16 protein-coding genes are annotated in these 18,819 nt (G+C 69.9%); 10 read left to right on the forward strand and 6 right to left on the reverse strand.

Translation table 11 applies throughout. From position 1 onward, the window contains the following. The first annotated feature begins 358 nt into the window (after nucleotides 1-358). The 5 genes from PQI07_RS36295 (at nucleotide 359) to PQI07_RS36315 (ending at nucleotide 3,722) form a co-directional block, all read left to right on the forward strand. Nucleotides 359-484: a hypothetical protein gene (locus PQI07_RS36295; RefSeq protein WP_274929281.1), complete on the forward strand. Its 126-nt coding sequence runs from the start codon at nucleotides 359-361 to the stop codon at nucleotides 482-484. A 101-nt stretch (nucleotides 485-585) separates the two neighbouring features. Beyond that, nucleotides 586-1,173 (forward strand): TetR/AcrR family transcriptional regulator, encoded by a 588-nt coding sequence (locus tag PQI07_RS36300; protein ID WP_053610013.1) that lies wholly within the window; start codon nucleotides 586-588, stop codon nucleotides 1,171-1,173. A gap of 110 nt (nucleotides 1,174-1,283) precedes the next feature. After that, complete coding sequence (locus PQI07_RS36305; RefSeq protein WP_274929282.1) at nucleotides 1,284-2,099, forward strand: oxidoreductase; 816 nt, start codon at nucleotides 1,284-1,286, stop codon at nucleotides 2,097-2,099. Nucleotides 2,100-2,528: 429 nt separating this feature from the next. Next, the gene (locus PQI07_RS36310) at nucleotides 2,529-3,419 is read left to right on the forward strand and encodes a LysR family transcriptional regulator (RefSeq protein ID WP_043356004.1); all 891 of its coding nucleotides are present in this window, start codon (nucleotides 2,529-2,531) and stop codon (nucleotides 3,417-3,419) included. Nucleotides 3,420-3,461: 42 nt separating this feature from the next. Beyond that, complete coding sequence (locus PQI07_RS36315) at nucleotides 3,462-3,722, forward strand: YARHG domain-containing protein (protein WP_043356002.1); 261 nt, start codon at nucleotides 3,462-3,464, stop codon at nucleotides 3,720-3,722. A gap of 124 nt (nucleotides 3,723-3,846) precedes the next feature. On the opposite strand, the gene msrP is transcribed toward PQI07_RS36315, so the two are convergent. The 4 genes from msrP to PQI07_RS36335 all read right to left on the reverse strand — a co-directional run bounded on the left by msrP (nucleotide 3,847) and on the right by PQI07_RS36335 (nucleotide 9,111). Beyond that, entirely contained in the window at nucleotides 3,847-4,800 is a 954-nt protein-coding gene (gene msrP / locus PQI07_RS36320; protein WP_043356000.1) for a protein-methionine-sulfoxide reductase catalytic subunit MsrP, read from the reverse strand. Nucleotides 4,801-4,961: 161 nt separating this feature from the next. Next, nucleotides 4,962-6,716, reverse strand: a complete 1,755-nt coding sequence (locus PQI07_RS36325; RefSeq protein ID WP_274929283.1) for an AMP-binding protein — start codon at nucleotides 6,714-6,716, stop codon at nucleotides 4,962-4,964. 99 nt (nucleotides 6,717-6,815) lie between these two features. Next, nucleotides 6,816-7,550 carry a hypothetical protein gene (locus PQI07_RS36330; RefSeq protein WP_274929284.1) on the reverse strand — a complete coding sequence of 245 codons (735 nt, stop codon included), beginning with the start codon at nucleotides 7,548-7,550 and terminating at the stop codon, nucleotides 6,816-6,818. A 49-nt stretch (nucleotides 7,551-7,599) separates the two neighbouring features. Further along, nucleotides 7,600-9,111, reverse strand: coding sequence for a leucyl aminopeptidase (locus PQI07_RS36335; protein WP_274929285.1), 1,512 nt, complete (start codon nucleotides 9,109-9,111; stop codon nucleotides 7,600-7,602). Nucleotides 9,112-9,398: 287 nt separating this feature from the next. On the opposite strand from PQI07_RS36335, the gene lptF reads away from it, so the two are divergent. From lptF to rsmA, 5 genes are all read left to right on the forward strand, one after another. Next, nucleotides 9,399-10,559, forward strand: coding sequence for an LPS export ABC transporter permease LptF (lptF, locus tag PQI07_RS36340; protein ID WP_274929286.1), 1,161 nt, complete (start codon nucleotides 9,399-9,401; stop codon nucleotides 10,557-10,559). An 8-nt stretch (nucleotides 10,560-10,567) separates the two neighbouring features. After that, the gene (gene lptG / locus PQI07_RS36345) at nucleotides 10,568-11,656 is read left to right on the forward strand and encodes an LPS export ABC transporter permease LptG (protein ID WP_274929295.1); all 1,089 of its coding nucleotides are present in this window, start codon (nucleotides 10,568-10,570) and stop codon (nucleotides 11,654-11,656) included. A 77-nt stretch (nucleotides 11,657-11,733) separates the two neighbouring features. Then, nucleotides 11,734-14,313: an LPS-assembly protein LptD gene (locus PQI07_RS36350; protein ID WP_274929287.1), complete on the forward strand. Its 2,580-nt coding sequence runs from the start codon at nucleotides 11,734-11,736 to the stop codon at nucleotides 14,311-14,313. A 113-nt stretch (nucleotides 14,314-14,426) separates the two neighbouring features. Further along, a complete protein-coding gene (gene pdxA / locus PQI07_RS36355; RefSeq protein ID WP_043755657.1) occupies nucleotides 14,427-15,542 on the forward strand; it encodes a 4-hydroxythreonine-4-phosphate dehydrogenase PdxA in 1,116 nt (371 codons plus the stop codon). A gap of 10 nt (nucleotides 15,543-15,552) precedes the next feature. Further along, entirely contained in the window at nucleotides 15,553-16,431 is an 879-nt protein-coding gene (rsmA, locus tag PQI07_RS36360) for a 16S rRNA (adenine(1518)-N(6)/adenine(1519)-N(6))-dimethyltransferase RsmA (protein ID WP_274929288.1), read from the forward strand. 45 nt (nucleotides 16,432-16,476) lie between these two features. Here rsmA and PQI07_RS36365 read toward each other — a convergent pair whose 3' ends face one another. Both PQI07_RS36365 and PQI07_RS36370 read right to left on the reverse strand, forming a co-directional pair. Further along, on the reverse strand, nucleotides 16,477-17,448 hold the full coding sequence (locus PQI07_RS36365) for a TIM44-like domain-containing protein (protein WP_274929289.1): 972 nt from the start codon (nucleotides 17,446-17,448) through the stop codon (nucleotides 16,477-16,479). A 220-nt stretch (nucleotides 17,449-17,668) separates the two neighbouring features. After that, entirely contained in the window at nucleotides 17,669-18,766 is a 1,098-nt protein-coding gene (locus tag PQI07_RS36370) for a two-component system sensor histidine kinase NtrB (protein WP_043383223.1), read from the reverse strand. Nucleotides 18,767-18,819: the final 53 nt, after the last annotated feature.

Genomic DNA, 18,819 nt, shown 5'->3' on the forward strand with positions numbered 1-18,819 from the left:
GGCGCCGGGCTTCGACGCGCTGGAGGTCACGACCCTGGCGCGCGCATGGCCCGGCGGCCCCATCCTCTGGCTCTTGCCCCAGGGTACCAGCCCGTCCTTTCTTGCCTGAAGCGGCCTCAAAACGCTCCTCGGCACCGCGCAAGCCGACCTTTACGGCTCGAAGCGTTCCCGGAACGGCGTGCCTCGCCTCCACGACACCGACAGGTCCCCGAGGACCGAACTTGGCCGGAGGCGGTCAGTCCGCTTCGGCCGTCGGGTGTGGGTAAGCGGACGTTCTGCGGGCGTCGGAAGAAGGTCTCGAAGCGATCCGAGGCCGCTCGCCCAGATCGCCAACCTGGAGATCCGCAATGCGGACGCGGTGCTCGAGACCGACATCCGCGTGCCGGGTGAAGTCCCCGACGGCAAGCCTCCGCCGGAAATCCACGCGCCGATCGTCCCCGAACGCACCGCGATCGAGGCGAAACGTCCGCCAGCTATTGCATAGCTACCGCCCGCGCTGGGGCAGAGAACGCGACAGCCGATCCCTTCAAAAATGATACTAAACATCTAAATTGAACATGGTCGCGGCGCACTGAGGATCCGGGGATGCCGAGAGTTTCGCAGGAGCAGGCCAAGCTTAACCGCCAGCGTGTGGTCGAGGTCGCGGCGACCCTGTTTCGTGAGCGGGGGCTCCATGGCGTCGGCGTCGCCGACATCATGGGTGCCGCGGGGCTCACCCATGGCGGCTTCTATGGCCAATTCGCCAACAAGGACGCGCTGGCGGCTGAAGCCTTCGAGACCGCGCTGACCGACAATGGGCGGGGACAGTTGGACAGCCTCGTGTCCAACTATCTGTCGATCGCCCATGTGCGCGCCCCCGGGATGGGCTGTCCCGTCGCCGCGCTCGCCAACGACGTCGCACGGGAAGCCCCGGACAGCCCGGTCCGATCCCGCTTCACGCGAGGCGTGCGCGGGATGGTGGACCTGATGGCGGCCCTCGTGCCCAAGACGCCGAAACAGAAGAGGCGGCAGCGTGCGCTGTCCTCGCTCGCGACGCTGGTCGGTGCCGTAGTCCTGGCCCGCGCGGTCGACGATGAAGCGCTGGCCGAGGAGATACTCGGAGCGGCTCGCGCCTCGCTGGGTGCCGAAGCGCCCGAACGCGATACGCCGGCGGGACCCTCCAACAGCGGATAGGGGCACGCCTCCGCGGCGACAGGGCACGCTTTCCCCTTGCCATTATAAATTATGATCATAATTTATATGGGGAGCGGTTGCGATGCAGGCCGCGTCGGTAGGAGACCACCGTGCAGCAGAGCGAAACCAGGATCGCGGTCGTGACAGGGGCCGCTTCGGGCATCGGCCTCGAGACCGCGAGAGCTTTGAAGGCCGCGGGCTACCGGGTGTTCGGCACGAGCCGAACGGTCGACCGTGTCGTGGAAGGCGGCATCACGATGCTGCCCTGCGACGTCACCTCGGATGCGTCGGTCGCGGGCGCTGTCGAGGCGATCTTCGCCCGGACGGGGCGGATCGATGTGCTGGTCAACAACGCCGGCTTCGGCATCAGCGGCGGCGCGGAGGAATCCACCACCGCGCAGGCTCAGGCCCTGTTCGACGTCAACCTGTTCGGCGCCATCCGCATGACCCGCGCCGTCCTGCCCCTGATGCGGGCAAGCGGTGGCGGTCGCATCGTCAACATCAGCTCGGCCTTCGGGCTCGTCCCGGCCCCGTACATGGCGCTCTACGCTGCGAGCAAGCATGCGCTCGAAGGCTATTCCGAATCCCTCGACCACGAGGTCAGGACCCAGGGCATCCGGGTCGTCCTCGTCGAGCCCGCCTATACCCGCACGGCCTTCGACCGGAACCTCGTCACGCCGGATGCGACGCTCGCCGTCTACGACGCCGCGCGCGCCGGCCAGGAGCGGCTGATGCGCGACGTCATGGTGGTTGCCGACGCGCCGGGGATCGTGGCCGAGAGGGTCGTGACGGCGGCGACCGCGGCGGTACCGAAGAGCCGGTACACCGCCGGCAAGATGGCCCGGCGGGTCAGCCTGCTGCGCCGTTTCGTGCCCGCAAGCGCCTTCGATAAAAGCTTCCGCAAGCAGATGCGGCTCCCGCAATGACAGGGGAAGCACCTCCGCTCGGACGGCAGCGCGCGGTGCCGCCGGACAGGGCGGGCGAGACGGCGCTCTTCGCCGCCGGCATGGGCTGACGGGCGGCGCCGGAGGCCGAGACATTCCTCGCCAGCCGCACGATCGACGAGAGCCCGGTCCAGGCCGGCGCAGCGGAATGCCGGCGGCACAGGCCGCGGCGCTTCGCCCGCAGCGCCCACCATTTCAACAACTTCCCGCCTTCACCGCTTGCGTCGCATCATGCGCTGTGTGCATAGGAGTGCTGACTGCGCCGGGATGCACCGATTGCATGCCCGCGCGGTGCCGCGAGCGGTCATCCGCCCACGGCGCCGCGCAGTTCGCCCGGTGATCTGCCCGCCGCTTCGTGCCCATCCTGACCCGGGCGCGACCCGCGGGCGCGCGCTGGTAGGGGTTCTTGCCTTGGACTGGGATAAGATCCGGATCTTCCTCAACGTCGCGGAGGCGGGGAGCTTCACCAAGGCGGGTGACGATATCGGGCTCAGCCAATCGGCGGTGAGCCGCCAGATCAGCGCCCTGGAGCGCGAGCTGAAGGCGCCTCTGTTCCACCGCCATGCCCGCGGCCTGCTGCTGACCGAACAGGGCGATCTCCTGTTCCGCGCCGCCCGGGACATGAAGCTGCGCCTGGAGAATACCCGCGCCCGGCTCGTGGAAACCTCCGAGCGTCCGACCGGCGATCTCAAGGTCACCACCACGGTGGGCCTCGGCACCTCCTGGCTGTCGCAGCGCGTGGGCGAGTTTCTCGACCTGTACCCGGATGTGCGCATCGAGCTGATCCTCACCAACGAGGAACTCGATCTCGCCATGCGCGAGGCCGATGTGGCGATCCGCATGCGGCGACCGGCCCAGCCGGACCTGATCCAGCGCCGGCTGTTCACCGTGCACTACCATGCCTTCGCGAGCCCGGATTACGTCAAGCGCTTCGGCGAGCCCAAGACCATCGAAGAACTCGACGATCACCGCCTCGTCTCGTTCGGCGGAAACGAGCCGTCGTACCTGCTCGCGGCCCACTGGCTGGCGGATGCCGGCCGCGATGGCCGGGACCGGCGTCAGGTCCACCTGACCGTCAACAACATCGGCGCCCTCCAGCGCGCGATGGAGGCGGGAGCCGGGATCGGGATTCTGCCCGACTACGCGGTGGATGGCGGCCAGCAGCTCGTGCAGGTGCTGCGCGAGACCGAGATGCCGAGCCTCGAGAGCTACCTCGTCTATGCCGAGGAGATGCGCTCGGTCGCCCGGGTCCAGGCGTTCCGCGACTTCCTGGTCTCCAAGGCGCAGCGCTGGACCTACTGAGCATCCGATGCTTGAGTCGCGTCTTCTCACGGAGACGATTCGATGCGCGCTGCCCTCTACGCTCTGATCCTCGTCGCGGGTTCGACCAACGCGATGGCGGATGACTGCGCGGAAGCTTGGTACCAGCGCAACCTGATCTACAAGCAGGCCGGCTATTGTTTCAGCACGCCACGGGCGATCCGGACCTTTGGCAATACCGATTGCCGGTACGACGCCATGGACCGCATACCGCTCTCGCGCCAGGAACAGGCGACCGTGGCGGAGCTGCAGGCCTTCGAGCGCGCCCATGGCTGCCCGCGCTAGCGTGCGCGCCGCCGCAGTGGACGCCGATACCGCGTACAGACGCGTGACGACCCGGATCTGAAGCCCCGCCCGGTGGGGCGAGGCTCGGGCGGGTTTGCCTAGGCGGGTGTCGCCGAGCAGCCCCTCACACGAACAGGCGTTCGCCTTCGAGGCCCTTGTAGAGGCCGGCGACCTGCTCGCCGTAGCCGTTGTAGATCAGCGTCGGCACCCGCTGGTCGGTCCCGAGTACCCGCTCCGTGGCCTGGCTCCAGCGCGGATGCGGCACGGCCGGGTTCACGTTGGCCCAGAAGCCGTACTCGGAGGCCTGCAGCCCCTCCCAGAAGGTCTTCGGCCGGTCGGCGGTGAAGGAGATCTTCACCAGCGACTTGGCCGACTTGAATCCGTATTTCCACGGCACCGCGACGCGGATCGGCGCCCCGAACTGGTTGGGCAGCGGCTTGCCGTAGACCCCCGTCACCATGAAGGCGAGATCATTGCCGGCCTCGGCCAATGTCAGGCCCTCCGTGTAGGGCCAGGGGTAGAAGAAGGCCCGCTGGCCCGGGGCCATCGCCTTGTCCATGAAGGTCTCGAAGCGGATGTACTTCGCGCCCGAGGCGGGCTTGGCGAGCGCCACGAGCTTCGCCAGCGGGAAGCCTGTCCAGGGCACCGCCATGGACCACGCCTCGACGCAGCGGTGGCGGTAGAGCCGCTCCTCCAGACCCACCTTCCGGATCAGGTCGTCGACGCCGATCTCAAACGGCTTCTCCACGAGGCCGTCGATCTTCAGGGTCCAGGGTTGCGTCTTGAGGGCGTTGGCTGCCGGTAGCACCGTCTTCGACGTGCCGAACTCGTAGAAATTGTTGTAGTCGGCGCTGAAGCGCTCGGGCGTCAGGGGCCGGTCGAGGGTGTAGGCCGGGTTCTGGGGCGCCGGATAGAGCGACGGGTCGCCTGCGGCCGCCAGGGCCTGACGGGGGCCGAGGAGCGAGCCGGCCGCGAGCCCGGCCGCACCGCCGATCAGGGCCCGCCGGTTGATGAAGACGGCCTCCGGCGTCGCCAGATGCTCCGGAATCTCCCAACCGCGCTTGCGCTTGATCAACATGGCCGTCTCCTCGGATGTCCTGCGCGCACAACCCACAGATCGGCCGCAGCCGACAGGGGCGCAAGCGCCGCAGCCTCACCTTTCGGCGACCCGCATCCCGGCGTTACGCCGCAGGTGAGCGGCACCTGGACGCAGGCGGGTGCCCGACGATCGGCCGAGGCTCAGGCCGGCGGGGTCTCGTCGCGCAGCATCCGCCGCAGCACCTTGCCGACATTGGTCTTGGGCAGCGTCTCGTGGAACACCACGCGGCGGGGCACCTTGTAGCCGGTGAGCTGGGTGCGCGCATACGCCCGCAGGGCCTCGGGGGAGACCGACGGATCCTTCAGGACCACGTGGGCCACCACCATCTCGCCGGTTTCCTCGCTCGGTGCGCCGACCACCGCGCATTCGAGCACGGCGGGGTGGGCCGCCAGGACGTCCTCGACCTCGTTGGGATAGACGTTGAAGCCGGAGACCAGGATCATGTCCTTCATCCGGTCGACGATCCGGATCTGGCCGTCCGCCTGCAGGATCGCCACGTCGCCCGTCCGGAAGAACCCGTCCGCCGTCATCGCCCGGGCCGTCTCCTCCGGTCGGTTCCAGTAGCCGCGCATCACCTGCGGGCCGCGCACGCAGATCTCGCCGGGCTGCCCGATCGGGACCGGTTCGCCGGCGACGTCGCGGATCGAGACCTCGGTGGAGGGCAGCGGGTAGCCGATCGTGCCGGAGAAATCCCGCATCCCGTGCGGATTGACGCACACGACCGGGGAGGTCTCGGACAGGCCGTAGCCCTCGATGATCGTGTTGCCGGTCAGCGCCTTCCAGCGCTCGGCGACCGCCCGCTGCACGGCGGTCCCGCCGCCGACCACGAAGTCGAGGTTGGCGAAATCCACCGTACCGATCTTCGGGTGGTTGATCAGCACGTTGAACAGGGTGTTCACGCCCATCAGGTGGGTGAAGCGGGTGCAGCTCAGCGTCTTGACCATGCCGTCGCAATCGCGCGGATTGGGGATCAGGAGGCAGGATCCGCCGCTGCGCATGAACTGGAAGAAGCACGCCGTGAGCGCGAAGATGTGGTAGAGCGGCAGGGCCGTGACCACGCAGCGCGGGACGCTCGGATCCTTCGAGTTGAACCAGAGCTGCGACTGCTCGACATTCGCCATGATGTTGCGGTGGCTCAGCATCGCCGCCTTGGCGATGCCCGTGGTGCCGCCGGTATATTGCAGGAAGGCGAGGTCCTCCGGTTCGACCGGGACCGTCGCCCGCGGCATCGACCGGCCCCGGCGCAGGACGGTGGCGAAGGGGATCGCGAGGCCCTCCGGAAGGCGGAACGGCGGCACGGCCTTGCGCACATGCCGGCTGGCGAGCGTGATCACGTGGCCCTTGAGCCCGAGCCCGTCGCCCGGGCCCACGAGGACGACCCGCTCCAGGGCGACGTCCGGCAGGGCTGCCGCGACCGTGGCGCCGAAATTCTCCAGGACGATCAGGATCCGCGCACCGGAATCGTTGATCTGCTGCGCGCATTCCCGGGGTGTGTAGAGAGGGTTGGTGTTGACCACCGTCCCGCCCGCCAGGAGAACGCCGAAGATCGCGACCGCATAGGCCGGGACGTTCGGCAGCATGATCGCAACGCGGTCGCCCTTTGCCAGGCCCTGTCCGCGCAGCCAGGCCGCGAGGTCGCGCGCCTGCTGGCCGAGGGTCGCGTAGGTCATGGTCGAGCCGAAGCACAGCATCGCCGGCCGGTCGGCGAAGGCGGCCATGCTGGATTCGAACAGGCCGACCAGGGTCCCGAGGGCCGCGACGTCGATCTCCGCCGGAACCCGGGACGGGTAGGAGGCCAGCCAGGGTCGGTCGGAGGACCCGCCGCTTGGCGTGGCCGGCGACGCGCCGGCCGTAGCGGCTTGAGCGCCGTGCTCGATCACGTTCGCCTCGTGCATCGCGATGCCTCCCGCGGGCCCGACTCTCGGTGGCCGGGTCTCGCTACGCCTGTCGCGCAGACTCTGCGGGAACGGAGGCCGGCCCGCAAGGCAGGGGGCTCAGACGCCCCGACGATGCCGGCGCAATGTCGCCAGAGCGGTGTGGGGCAGAGCAGCGGCGATCAGCAGGCCCGCGGCGAGCGCGGCTTCCTCCGGTCGCATCGCCCGGCGCGGCCAGGGGCCGACGCCCAGGTCGCCGGCGAGGCCGATCAGGATCGCGCCGAACCACAGGGCCAGGAAGGCGAGCGCTCCGAAGCCGATCCGGCGCAGGCGCGGCCGCAGGGGCCGGTTGGCCGCGACCGCGAACAGCCCGAGGACGCCGCCGAACAGCAGGGCACCCACAGCGGCGCCGAGTCCGAAAGCCAGCCACAGGGGCTGATGCGTGAGGAACGCCATGCCGCCGGTGGCGAAGGCACCGCGCAGGATGAGGCCGCCGAAGGTGGGATAGAGCCCGGCGGCGAGAAGGGCAGCCGCCCCCGCGAGGCCGAGCAGGACCCGGCGCGGGACGGAGGCCGGACCCGGCTCCGCCGCCGCGCGCGCGAGATGCCCCAGCCCGTAGACCAGCGCGAAGGCGAAGAGCGGGTAGCGGCCGATGAAGTAGCCGAAGATCCAGGGCTCGAGGGCCTCCGGCACGAAACCACGCTGGCTCAGGCCGGTGACGGCGACGAGCGCCAGGGCGGCCAGCATGGCGAGAATCGGCCCGACGGCTGCCAGGAGGAGGCCGCCGACGCGGCCTCCGGACGTCCCGTCACCCGGATCGGCCCGATCGCGCGCGGCGTTGGCGAGTGCGGCCATGCTGAGATTGCCCGGACCGGCGCGCGGCGTCTGGACCGTCGCGGCCGCCTTAGCGGGCCTCGTAATGGTCGCGAATCAGCCGGTCGAGGAGGCGCACGCCCCAGCCCGCGCCCCAGCTGCGGTTGATCTCGCTGGCGTTCGACGACATCGCCACGCCCGCGATGTCGAGATGCGCCCACGGCACGTCCTCGACATAGCGCTTGATGAACGAGGCCGCGGTGGCGGCGCCGCCGTGACGGCCGCCGGTGTTCTTCATGTCGGCGAACTTGGAATCGATCGCCTTGTCGTAGGCCGGGATCAGCGGCATCCGCCAGACCTTCTCGCCCGTCGCCTCGCCGGCGGCGTGGATGTTCCCCGCCAGCGTGTCGTCGTTCGAGAACATGCCGGCGATGTCCTGGCCCAGCGCCACGATGATCGCGCCCGTCAGCGTCGCGAGGTCGACCAGCGCCTTCGGCTTGGTGCTGCGGATGACGTGGGTGATCACGTCGGCCAGCACCAACCGGCCCTCGGCGTCGGTGTTGATCACCTCGATGGTCTGGCCGGACATTGAGGTCAGGATGTCGGAGGGGCGGTAGGAGCCGCCATCCGGCATGTTCTCCACGATGCCGATGGCGCCGACCACGTTGCAGCGCGCCTTGCGCGCGGCGAGGGCATGCAGGGCACCGACCACGGCGGCCGCGCCGCCCATGTCGCCCTTCATGTCCTCCATGCCGCCGCCGGGCTTGATCGAGACGCCGCCGGAATCGAACACGACGCCCTTGCCGATGAGGGCCACGGGCGGCTCCGCCGCGGGGCCGCCGTTCCAGCGCATGATCACGATCCGCGGCTCGCGGGCCGAGCCCTGCGCCACCGCGAGCAGCGCGCCCATGCCGAGTTCCCGCATCCGGGCCGGCTCCAGCACCTCGATCTCGACGCCGAGCTTGGCGAGTTCCGAGGCGCGGCGGGCGAATTCCGCCGGGAAGAGCACGTTCGGCGGCTCGTTCACGAGGTCGCGCGCCAGGATCACGCCGTCGGACAGGCTCCGGGCGCCCTCGCCCTCGCGGGCGGCCGCGCCGTGATCGGCGAGCAGCAGGGTCAGCGCGGTGACGGACTTGTCGTCGGCGTCGGGCTTCTTCTTGGTCTTGTAGCGGTCGAACGCGTAGGTCCGCAGGCGCGCGCCGAGGGCGAACTCGCCGGCCTGCGTCGGCGTGACCGTCGTGCCGGGCCAGTCGAGCACGACCCGGGCGGTCCGCCCCGCCACCTTGCCGGCGGTGAAGCCGCCGAGCGCCGGCCAGTCGGTCTTGGCCCGATCCTTCTCGGAGCCGAGGCCGACGACCACGAGGCGGTCGGCGCCGACGCCCGAAGGGGCCGGCAGCGTCAGGGCGCTGAGCGCGCGGCCCTTGAACTTCTCGGAGGCCGCGGCGCGGGCCACCAGATCCGCCCCGGAGGCGCCGAGCACTTCCCGGGCCGCCGATCCGAGCGACAGGTCGTCGCCGACGAAGACCACGAGATCGCCGGATCCGCCGGGGCCCTGGCCGCTCTGCTCCAGGGGACCGAAACCGATCTCGATACCGTCCGCCATACCCGTCGCCCTGCCCGTTATCCCGGAGCCGTACTACGTACCCGCGCGCCGAGGCGCGGGCCATCCGCTCTGTGTAGCCGCTGAGACGGAGAACGCAACGCGGCGTGACAGCCCTGGAATCGCCCCTTTTGTCGGGTCCCTGCCGCTCCGAGGGCGCAAGAGGATGGGACCATCATGCCGGATTTGAAGGATCCGGCACGACGGGCTCGAGCTTTGGATTCGCATCGTCTTTGCCCGAAAGCCGGCACAACCTTTCGGGACGATGCTGAAGCGGGACTGCCGGGCCGATGAGGCAGATCGAGCGCTACATCTTTCGGATCGCCCTGGGCGCCACCCTCGCCTGCCTGATCGGGCTGACGGGCACGATCTGGCTGACGCAGGCCCTGCGCGAGCTCGACCTCGTGACCGCCAAGGGCCAGACGCTGCTGGTCTTCCTCTTCGTCACGGGCCTGTCCCTGCCGACGCTTGTGGTGGTGATCGCCCCCGTCGCCCTGTTCATCGGCACGATCTACGCCCTCAACAAGTTGAACGGCGATTCCGAGCTGATCGTCATGTCGGCGGCCGGGATGCCGCCCCGCTCGCTCCTGCGCCCCTTCCTGACCCTGGCGCTGTTCGTCAGCTTCCTGGTGGGATTCCTGGTGGTGGTGGTGATGCCCGCGAGCTTCCAGGAGCTGCGCGACGTGATCACCCGGGTCCGCGGCGACTTCATCGCGAACGTCGTCAAGGAGGGGCAGTTCACCCAGCTCGACAACGGCATCACCTTCCACTTCCGCGAGCGCGGCCCGGGGGGCACCCTGAAGGGGCTGTTTATCCAGGACCGGCGTGAGGCCGGGAAGACGAAGGTCTACCTCGCCGAGCGCGGCAACGCGGCCGACGTCGAGGGACAGAGCTATCTGATCCTGGAGAACGGCAGCGTCCATCAGCAGCAGAAGGATTCCCGCGATTCGTCGATCCTGACCTTCGAGCGCTACACGATCGACCTCGCCGCCTTCGCGCCCCCGGATTCCGACACGATCTACAAGCCCCGGGAGCGATCGACGGCGCAGCTCATGTTCCCCGACACGACCGAAGGCTACTACAAGCTGCAGAAGGGCCGGTTCCGGGCGGAGCTGCACGACCGGCTTTCCGCCTGTCTCTACCCGCTGGCCCTGGTCTTCATCGCCTTCGCGGCGCTGGGCGACCCACGCACGACACGGCAGGGGCGCGGCGTCGCGGTCGCCGGGGCGATCCTCGCCGTGGTGGCCCTGCGCATCGGCGGCTTCGCGGCGGTCAGCGCCGCCGCGCGCAGCCCGGCGGCCGTGGGGGCGGTCTACGGCGTGCCGCTTCTGGCGATCGTCCTGTCGAGCCTCCTGATCTTCTTCGGACCGCGGGTGCGCGCATTCAACGCCGCCCTGGCCCGCTTCGTGCGCGGCCTGTTCCGCGGCCCGCGCCTGGCGCCGGCGGCCTGAACCCGATGATGCTGATCGGCCCCACCCTCGGGCGGTATTTCGCCGCCCGGTTCCTCCGCACGGTGCTCGGCGTGTTCGTCACCGTGTTCGCCCTGGTCTACACCCTGGACTTCGTCGAGCTCCTCCGCCGCGCTGGCGAGGCCCAGGGCGCCTCCGCGGGGCTGATGGCGCAGCTCTCGCTCTATCGCACCCCCGCGGTGGCCGAGGGCGTCCTGCCTTTCGCGATCCTGTTCGGCTCCATGGCGGCCCTGCTCCAGCTCTCGCGCAAGCTGGAGCTGGTGGTCGCGCGGGCGGCCGGGATCTCGGCTTGGCAGTTCCTGCAGCCCGGCTTCTTCGTGGCCCTCACCCTCGGTGCGCTGGCGGTCGGCGTCTACAACCCGGTCTCGGCGCTGCTGAAACAGCGCTCCACCGAGATCGAGGCGAAGATCTTCGCCAAATCCACCAAGGCGAGTTCGGGCAAGGACCTCTGGATCCGCCAGAAGGGCCTCGACGGCGAGGCGATCCTCCGCGCCGAGACCGCCATCGAGGGCTCGACCACCCTCGCCGGCGTGTCGGTCTTCACCTTCGACGCGGCCGGCAAGTTCGCCGAGCAGCTCGTCGCGGCCCGCGCCACGCTGCACGACGGCTACTGGGAACTCTCCGATGTGCGCGTTCTCACACCGGACACGCCCCCTGAGTCGTTCGACACCTACCTGATCGCCTCGAACCTCGACCCCGCACAAGTGCGTCAGGGGTTCACGCCCCCCGAATCTGTGCCTTTCTGGCAACTTCCCACAACGATCGCGCGGACCGAGCGGGCCGGTTTGGACGCCACCCGATACCGGCTCCAGTACGATGTCCTGTGGGCAAGGCCGGTGCTGTTCGTGGCCATGGTCATCGTCGCCGCAACCGTTTCCTTACGGTTCTTCCGCTTTGGTGGTGTCGGAAAACTCGTGCTCGGTGGCGTCGCGGCCGGCTTCGCTCTCTACGTGGTCCGACAGGTCATGGAGGGGCTCGGGGCGTCCGGACTCGTCGCCGCACCGGTGGCGGCCTGGTTCCCGGCCGTGGTAGGCAGTCTTCTCGGTACGCTCACGCTTCTGTACCAGGAAGACGGCTGACTTCCGCGAGCCTTCGCGGGACGGGAGACGGGTGTTGAGGTTGGTGGCGGCAGACGTCACAGGGGTTGGGACGCGCGTTGCGTAAGGTCGCCGACATCCTGCGGAAGGCTGGTTTCCGAGCTGTGCTGGCGCTCGCCGCGCCGCTGGCGGGGGGCCTGTCCGCCTATGCCCAGGGCCTGCCCGCCGTGACGGCCGGCAAGCCCGGCGACAAGCTCCTCGTCGAGGCCGACGAGCTGATCTACGACAACGACCACGGCACCGTGACGGCGCGGGGCAACGCCGAGCTGCATTACGGCCCGCGGACCCTGCAGGCCGACCGCGTGCGCTACGACCGGACTTCCGGCCGGGTCTTCGCCGAGGGCAATGTCCGCCTCACCGAGGCCGATGGCGGCGTCGTGACCGGCGCGCGCATGGAGCTCACCGACGACTTCAAGACCGGCTTCGTGGATGCCTTCCGCGGCCAGCAGACCGTCCAGCGCAAGTTCGAGACCGTGCGCACCCGGTTCTCTGCGCCCCGGGCCGAGCGCCTGAACGGCGAGCAGACGAGCTTCGAGTCCGGCAGCTACACGGCCTGCGAGCCGTGCAAGGACAACCCTGAGACGCCGCCGCTGTGGCAGATCAAGGCGAAGAAGATCATCCACGACAACGAGACCCACACGGTCTACTTCGACGACTCGACGCTCGAGATCGCCGGGATCCCGGTGGCCTACCTGCCGTATTTCGAGGCGCCGGATCCGACGGTGAAGCGCAAGACCGGCTTCCTGACGCCGCGCTTCATCACGACGACCGCCCTCGGCAACGGCGTGTCGCTTCCCTACTTCATCAATCTGGCGCCGAACTACGATCTGACGGTGACGCCGACGCTGCTCAGCCGGCAGGGCCTGCTCGCGCAGGGCGAGTTCCGCCAGCGGATCGACAACGGCTTCTACAACATCCGCCTGTCGGGCATCTCGCAGACGACGCCCTCGGCCTTCCTGCCGAGCCCCCTCGGCGCCGGCGAGCGCGATTTCCGCGGCTCGGTGGAGTCGCAGGGCCGGTTCTACATCAACCCGCGCTGGCGTACGGGTTGGGACCTCGTCGGCGTCACCGACAAGTGGTTCCTCGACAATTACCGGATCCGCAACCAGAACATCACCACGGACTATTTCCGTGAGGCGACCTCGACGGCGTACCTGATCGGCCAGGGCGACCGCTCGTGGTTCGAGGCGCGGGGCTACTACTTCAAGGGCCTGTCGAGCTTCGACTGGCAGAAGCAGCAGCCGATCGTCGCCCCGGTCATCGACTACGACAAGCGGGTCAACGGTCCCTCGGAGATCGGCGGCGAGGTGCGCTTCCAGGCGAACATCACCAGCCTGACCCGCGAGACCACGCAGTACCAGGGCCTGCCACGGACCTCGAGCTACCTGTTCTCGCCGAGCGTCAACGGCGTCAGCTTCCCGCTCTACCAGACCTGCACGGTCTTCCAGCGCGGCCTCTGCGCGATCGACGGGCTCGCCGGCACCAACACCCGCGCCTCCGCGGAACTGTCCTGGCGCCGCAGCTTCATCGACGACTGGGGCCAGAAGTTCACGCCGTTCGCGTATCTGCGCACGGACGCGTTCTTCACCAATCCGAGCTTCTCCGGCTACCAGAACGATCTCGCGCCGCAGGTGGCGAAGATCGACGACGGCTTCGCCGGCCGGGTCATGCCGGCGATTGGCCTCGATTACCGCTACCCGTTCGTCGCCAATTTCGGCGCGCTCGGCGTCCACACCCTGGAGCCGATCGGCCAGATCATCGCGCGCCCGTCGGAGACCCGGATCGGCCGCCTGCCGAACGAGGACGCGCAGAGCCTCGTCTTCGACGACACGTCGCTGTTCGAATGGGACAAGTTCTCGGGCTACGACCGGGTCGAAGGCGGCGTGCGCACCAATCTCGGCGGCCAGTACTCCGTCGTGACCCCGTCCGGCTGGTACGCGAACGTGCTGTTCGGCGAGTCCATCCAGCTCGCGGGCGTCAACTCGTTCCGTCGCGGCGACATCGCCAATACCGGCCTGGATTCCGGGCTCGAGACGCAGCGATCGGACTTCGTCGGCCGGTTCCAGGTCTCGCCGAACCAGAACATCACGTTCATCAGCCGTGCCCGGTTCAACCAGGCCGACTTCCACGTGGCGCGGTTCGAGACCGGCGTGACGGCACGGTTCGCGCCGTTCGCGCCGCTGACGCTGTCAGCCTTCTATTCCTACTACGAGGCGCAACCGCTGCTCGGCTACAGCCATTACCGTGAAGGCGTCACGGCGTCCGCGACCTACAACATCACGCCGAACTGGTTCGTGTCGGGATCGCTGCTCGTCGACCTCACGCACTACCTGGACGTGCGCAACACCTATACGGATGCCCTGAGCTCCTATCTGGCGAACCCGATCGGAACCGTGCCGATCTACCAGAATCCGGGGCGCTTCTATCTCTCGGGGGCGAGCTTCGGCGGCGGCTATCAGGACGAATGCACCACCGTCTCGCTGAACTACATCAATTCCCCGATCGCGACGGCCACCGGCGTCCGCGAGCGCAACCAGACCGTCCTGCTGCGGGTCGAACTCAAGACGCTGGGTGAGGCGGATCTGCGCCAGAACGTCGGCACCGCCACCACCGCGGACGGCATCGCCTCGGTGCGGTAAAGTCCCGCTCTCCGCGTCTGTGGGCCTCAGGATCCGTGGACCTGCGATCTCCGGCGGCTCGGACCCGTGGCGCCGAGGATGCGCCCGCGGCCCGCCGGCGCTATAGACCGCCCATGCCGCCCCTCGCCCTCACCCTCGGAGATCCTGCCGGCATCGGTCCGGAGCTGGCGCTCAGCGCGTGGCTCGGACGGGGCGGCACGGAGCCGCTGCCGCCATTCTTCCTCGTGGCCGATCCGGACTTCGTCGAGCGCCTCGCCCACCGCCTCGGCCGCCCCGTTCCGGTGGCCGAGGTCGATCCCGAGACCGCCGCCGAGGTGTTCCCGCGCGCCCTCCCGGTGGTGTCGCTGCCGAGCGGCGCCCGCGTCGCCGCCGAGCCGGGCGTGCCCGATTCCGTCAATGCCGGCGCGACCATCGAGTCGATCACGGCGGCGGTGGCGTTCGTGAAGGCCGGACGCGCGAGCGCGGTGGTCACCAACCCCATCGCCAAGTTCGTGCTGACCCGGACGGGGTTCGCCCATCCGGGCCACACCGAGTTCCTGGCCGCCCTCTCGGTCCCGCCCGGCCAGACGCCGCCCAGGCCTGTGATGATGATCTGGAGCCCGGAGCTCTCGGTGGTTCCGGTGACGATCCACGTGCCGCTGAAGGACGTGCCGGCTCTCCTCACCCAGGACCTCGTCGAGGAGACCGCCTTGATCGTCGCCCGGGACCTGCGCGACCGGTTCGGTCTGCCGGAGCCGCGCCTCGTCCTCGCGGGCCTCAACCCGCATGCGGGCGAGGCTGGGACGATCGGCCATGAAGACCGCGACGTCCTCGCCCCCGCGGTGGCGCGGCTGCGGGCACAGGGCATCGACATCCGCGGGCCGCTCCCGGCCGACACCCTGTTCCACGCCCGCGCCCGGACCGCCTACGACGTCGCCCTCGCGCCCACGCACGACCAGGCCCTGATCCCGATCAAGACCATCGCGTTCGACGACGGCGTGAACGTCACCCTCGGCCTGCCCTTCGTGCGGACCTCACCGGACCACGGCACGGCCTTCGATATCGCCGGTCAGGGCATCGCCCGGCCCGACAGCCTCGTGGCGGCTTTGCGCCTCGCTGATCGGCTGGCCGCCAACGCGGCGGTGCGACGCGGTCCGTTGGGCGGTGCCGAAATCATCCCGTTCAGCGTCTATGCCGGGCGGCCGCGATCCCCGGGCGCCCACCACTTCGACGCCGAGGACGAGCTGTGAGGGAGCCATCATGAGCGCCGGGGACGGTCTTCCGCCGCTGCGCGACGTCGTCGCCCGCCACGGCCTGGAGCCGAAGAAGGCGCTCGGCCAGAACTTCCTGTACGACCTCAACCTGACCGGGCGGATCGCCCGGTCAGCGGGTCCCCTCGCGGGTGTGACCGTGGTGGAGGTCGGCCCCGGTCCGGGCGGCCTGACGCGCGCGCTCCTCGCCGAGGGCGCCGCCCGCGTCGTGGCGATCGAGCGCGACCCGCGCGCCCTGCCGGCGCTCGCCGAGATCGCCGCCCATTATCCGGGACGCCTCGAGGTGGTCGACGCCGACGCCCTCGCCTTCGATCCGAGGCCGCTGGTGGGCGATGGTCCCGCCCGGATCGTCGCCAACCTGCCCTACAATGTCGGCACGGCGCTGCTCACCGGCTGGCTCGACGGCGAAGCCTGGCCGCCCTGGTGGGATCAGGCCGTGCTGATGTTCCAGCGGGAAGTCGCCGAGCGCATCGTCGCCAGCCCCGAGGAGCGGGCCGATTACGGCCGGCTCGGCGTGCTCTGCGGCTGGCGGACCGATGCCGAGATCCTGTTCGACGTCAGCCCTTCGGCGTTCGTGCCGCCACCGAAGGTGACGTCGAGCGTGGTGCGGCTTGTGCCGCGGGCGGAGCCCTTGCCCTGCCGCGCCGGTGCGCTGGAAGCCGTCACCCGCGCGGCCTTCGGCCAACGCCGGAAGATGCTGCGTCAGAGCCTCAAGGCGCTGACGCCCGAGCCCGGCATCCTGCTGGCCGCGGCCGGGCTCGTCGAGACGGCGCGGGCCGAGGAAATCCCGGTGGCAGGCTTCGTCGATCTGGCGAACCGGTGGGACGCGCACAGAAAAGCCGGCACCGCGGGGGCGGCGCCGGCTTGAAAGCCTGCACGGCGGCTCCGGCCCGAAGGCCGGAGCGCGGCGCAATCAGCGGGTCTGCTGGATCGCCGAGAGCACCCAGCCGCGCCCGGGCTGGCGCAGGAAGGTCCAGAGCTCCGTCGCCTCGGACGTATCCGTCGAGACGACGCGGCCGCTAGCCCGCTCCACCATCACGTCCTTAAGGGCGTAGCGCATCGCCACGGTGGCGTAGTCGGTGCGATCCTCACCCCAGGCTTCCGCAAGATCGCCCTGCAGCAGCTTCACGTCCGAGATCGTGTTCACCACGCCGCGGGCCGCGTTGTTGCGCAGCTCCTCATCGAAGTAGCCGACCATCTCGGGCGTCGACAGGTTGCCCAGCGTCACCCGATCCTCGCGGGAATAGGCATCCTGAACGTCGCCGAGCAGCCGCTCGAACGCCTGATAGTCGGCCGGGCCGATCTGGACCGGGCGTGTCTGCGGCGGCCGCTGGCCACCGCCGAACATGCCGGCGGCGGGGCCGGCCGGAGCACCGCCCATCGGGCCGCGCGCGCCGGGCTCTTCGTTGAGCGACGAGCGGGCATAGGGGGCACCGGCGCCGGCCGGCTCGTTCCGGCGGCGGAAGAAGCGCAGGGCCAGCATCACCACGAGCACGACGAGCCCGACCTGGAACAGCAGGCCGATCATCGAGGCGAGGCCACCGAGGCCGCCGAAGAAGCCGCCGCCGAGGAGTGCGCCGATCAGGCCGGCACCCAGCAGGCCCGCGAAGAAGCCGCCGCCGAACCGCCGGCCGGGCGCGGCCGGAGCCTGCATGCCGGGGCTGCCCATGCCGGGGGACGGCGCGGTCTGCGAACGCTGCATGGTCATGCCGCCGCCCGGGGCCGTCGGCGTGGCCGAGGGGGCCGTGTAGGTGCGCGAGCCACGGGATCCGAACGATCCGCCGCCGCCCGGACGGGCTTCGACGACGGGCGCCGCGACGGTCAGCGCAGCGGCCAGCGCCAGGAGGGCGGCCACACGCCGGCGGCGCGAAATCTCAGTAAACATGTACACGCCTCAGAGGACGAGAACCGAAGAGCGCGGAGCGCCAGTGACGATATGGGAACGGCCCGGCTCGGGTTTTAGTCCTGCCCGACGGCGCCGGGATGACGTTTTCCACGGGAGCGCCCCCCGTCCATGGACGCGGTGAACGGCGATCCGGCCGAGCCGGGCACGCCGAAGGCCTGCTGCCCGGGGTTGCGTTGCGCCGCGCGTCGGACCCGGCGGCTCAGTGGAGAGTGCGCTCGGGAGCCGCCGGAAAGACGAGGCGCACCTGGGTCCCCTCCCCGCTGCGGCTGTCGAGGGTGATGGTGCCGTTCTGGCGCTTCATCAGCCCATGCACGATCGCGAGGCCCGCGCCGCGCCCCGCCTCGTGACTGGTCTGAAACGGCGCCAGGGCCCGGGTGAGCATCTCGGGCGACATGCCCAGCCCCGTATCCCCGACCGCGATCCCGACGCTGCCGAGGCCCGGCTGCTGCAAGGACCGGTCGCCGGGATCGATCCGAAAGGTCGACAGAGTCAGCGTTCCCCCGGACGGCATGGCCTCGCAGGCATTGGCGACGAGATGCCGCAAGGCGAACTCAATCTGGGTCGGATTGCTGATCGCCCGGGGCAGGCCCGGCGTCGCCGCGACGGTGAGACGGATGCCCGGCGGCAGATCGGGCTCGAGGCGGCCTGCGAGATCCGCCACGATCGCGTCGAGGTCCACCGCCCGGACGTCGGGCGCGATGCGTCGGGAATAGGCCAGCAGGTGCCGGGTCAGGATCGCCGCCCGCTCGGTGGCGTCGGCTGAGCGGGCGATTGCCCGCTGGATGAACGGCTCCTGCCGGTCTCCGAGGCGACGTTTCAGCCCGTCGATGTAGCCGATCAGGATCTGCAGGAAGTTGTTGAACTCGTGCGCCACGCTGTTGGTCAGCAGCCCCAGTGCCTCGCGCTGGCGGGAGAGGGCGAGCGCCCCCTCGGCCTCGCGGCGCGCCGTGACGTCGAGGATCTGGCCGATGCGGTTGCGGGTACCGGGAAGCGGCGCCGTGTCCAGATGGGCCCAGAAGGTGGTCCCGTCCGCGCGTGCGGCCAGGAATTCCTGACTCGCGGGGCCGGCGGGATCGAGCGCCGTCGTGCGATGGGCCAGCATGAGGTCCAGACCCTGCGCGGCGAGCCGCTCGGCCGGATACCCGGCGAGATGCTCCAGGGCCGGGTTGGCGTGGAGGACACGGCCCTGCGGATCAAGCAGGAGGCTGGGCGTCGGCAGCGCGTCGAGGAGCGAGCGGGCCTCGCCGCCGAGCGGCTCCCCCCTGCCCGCACTGTGATCCGTCCCGGGCTGCACCATGCTGCGTTCGCGCTCAGCGGATGCGGAAGGTCCGCGACGGGCCAGCGATAGCG

This window comes from Methylobacterium sp. 092160098-2 (assembly GCF_028920805.1).
Lineage (GTDB): Bacteria > Pseudomonadota > Alphaproteobacteria > Rhizobiales > Beijerinckiaceae > Methylobacterium > Methylobacterium fujisawaense.

What these genes read in the sequence shown, in the direction of transcription:
- PQI07_RS36300 (WP_053610013.1), top strand. Translation starts at nt 586, where the DNA reads ATGCCGAGAGTTTCGCAGGAGCAGGCCAAGCTTAACCGCCAGCGTGTG.
- PQI07_RS36365 (WP_274929289.1), bottom strand. Translation starts at nt 17,448, where the DNA reads ATGTTTACTGAGATTTCGCGCCGCCGGCGTGTGGCCGCCCTCCTGGCG.
- PQI07_RS36325 (WP_274929283.1), bottom strand. Translation starts at nt 6,716, where the DNA reads ATGCACGAGGCGAACGTGATCGAGCACGGCGCTCAAGCCGCTACGGCC.
- PQI07_RS36370 (WP_043383223.1), bottom strand. Translation starts at nt 18,766, where the DNA reads ATGGTGCAGCCCGGGACGGATCACAGTGCGGGCAGGGGGGAGCCGCTC.
- PQI07_RS36335 (WP_274929285.1), bottom strand. Translation starts at nt 9,111, where the DNA reads ATGGCGGACGGTATCGAGATCGGTTTCGGTCCCCTGGAGCAGAGCGGC.
- lptF (WP_274929286.1), top strand. Translation starts at nt 9,399, where the DNA reads ATGAGGCAGATCGAGCGCTACATCTTTCGGATCGCCCTGGGCGCCACC.
- PQI07_RS36315 (WP_043356002.1), top strand. Translation starts at nt 3,462, where the DNA reads ATGCGCGCTGCCCTCTACGCTCTGATCCTCGTCGCGGGTTCGACCAAC.
- msrP (WP_043356000.1), bottom strand. Translation starts at nt 4,800, where the DNA reads ATGTTGATCAAGCGCAAGCGCGGTTGGGAGATTCCGGAGCATCTGGCG.
- pdxA (WP_043755657.1), top strand. Translation starts at nt 14,427, where the DNA reads ATGCCGCCCCTCGCCCTCACCCTCGGAGATCCTGCCGGCATCGGTCCG.
- PQI07_RS36330 (WP_274929284.1), bottom strand. Translation starts at nt 7,550, where the DNA reads ATGGCCGCACTCGCCAACGCCGCGCGCGATCGGGCCGATCCGGGTGAC.
- rsmA (WP_274929288.1), top strand. Translation starts at nt 15,553, where the DNA reads ATGAGCGCCGGGGACGGTCTTCCGCCGCTGCGCGACGTCGTCGCCCGC.
- lptG (WP_274929295.1), top strand. Translation starts at nt 10,568, where the DNA reads ATGCTGATCGGCCCCACCCTCGGGCGGTATTTCGCCGCCCGGTTCCTC.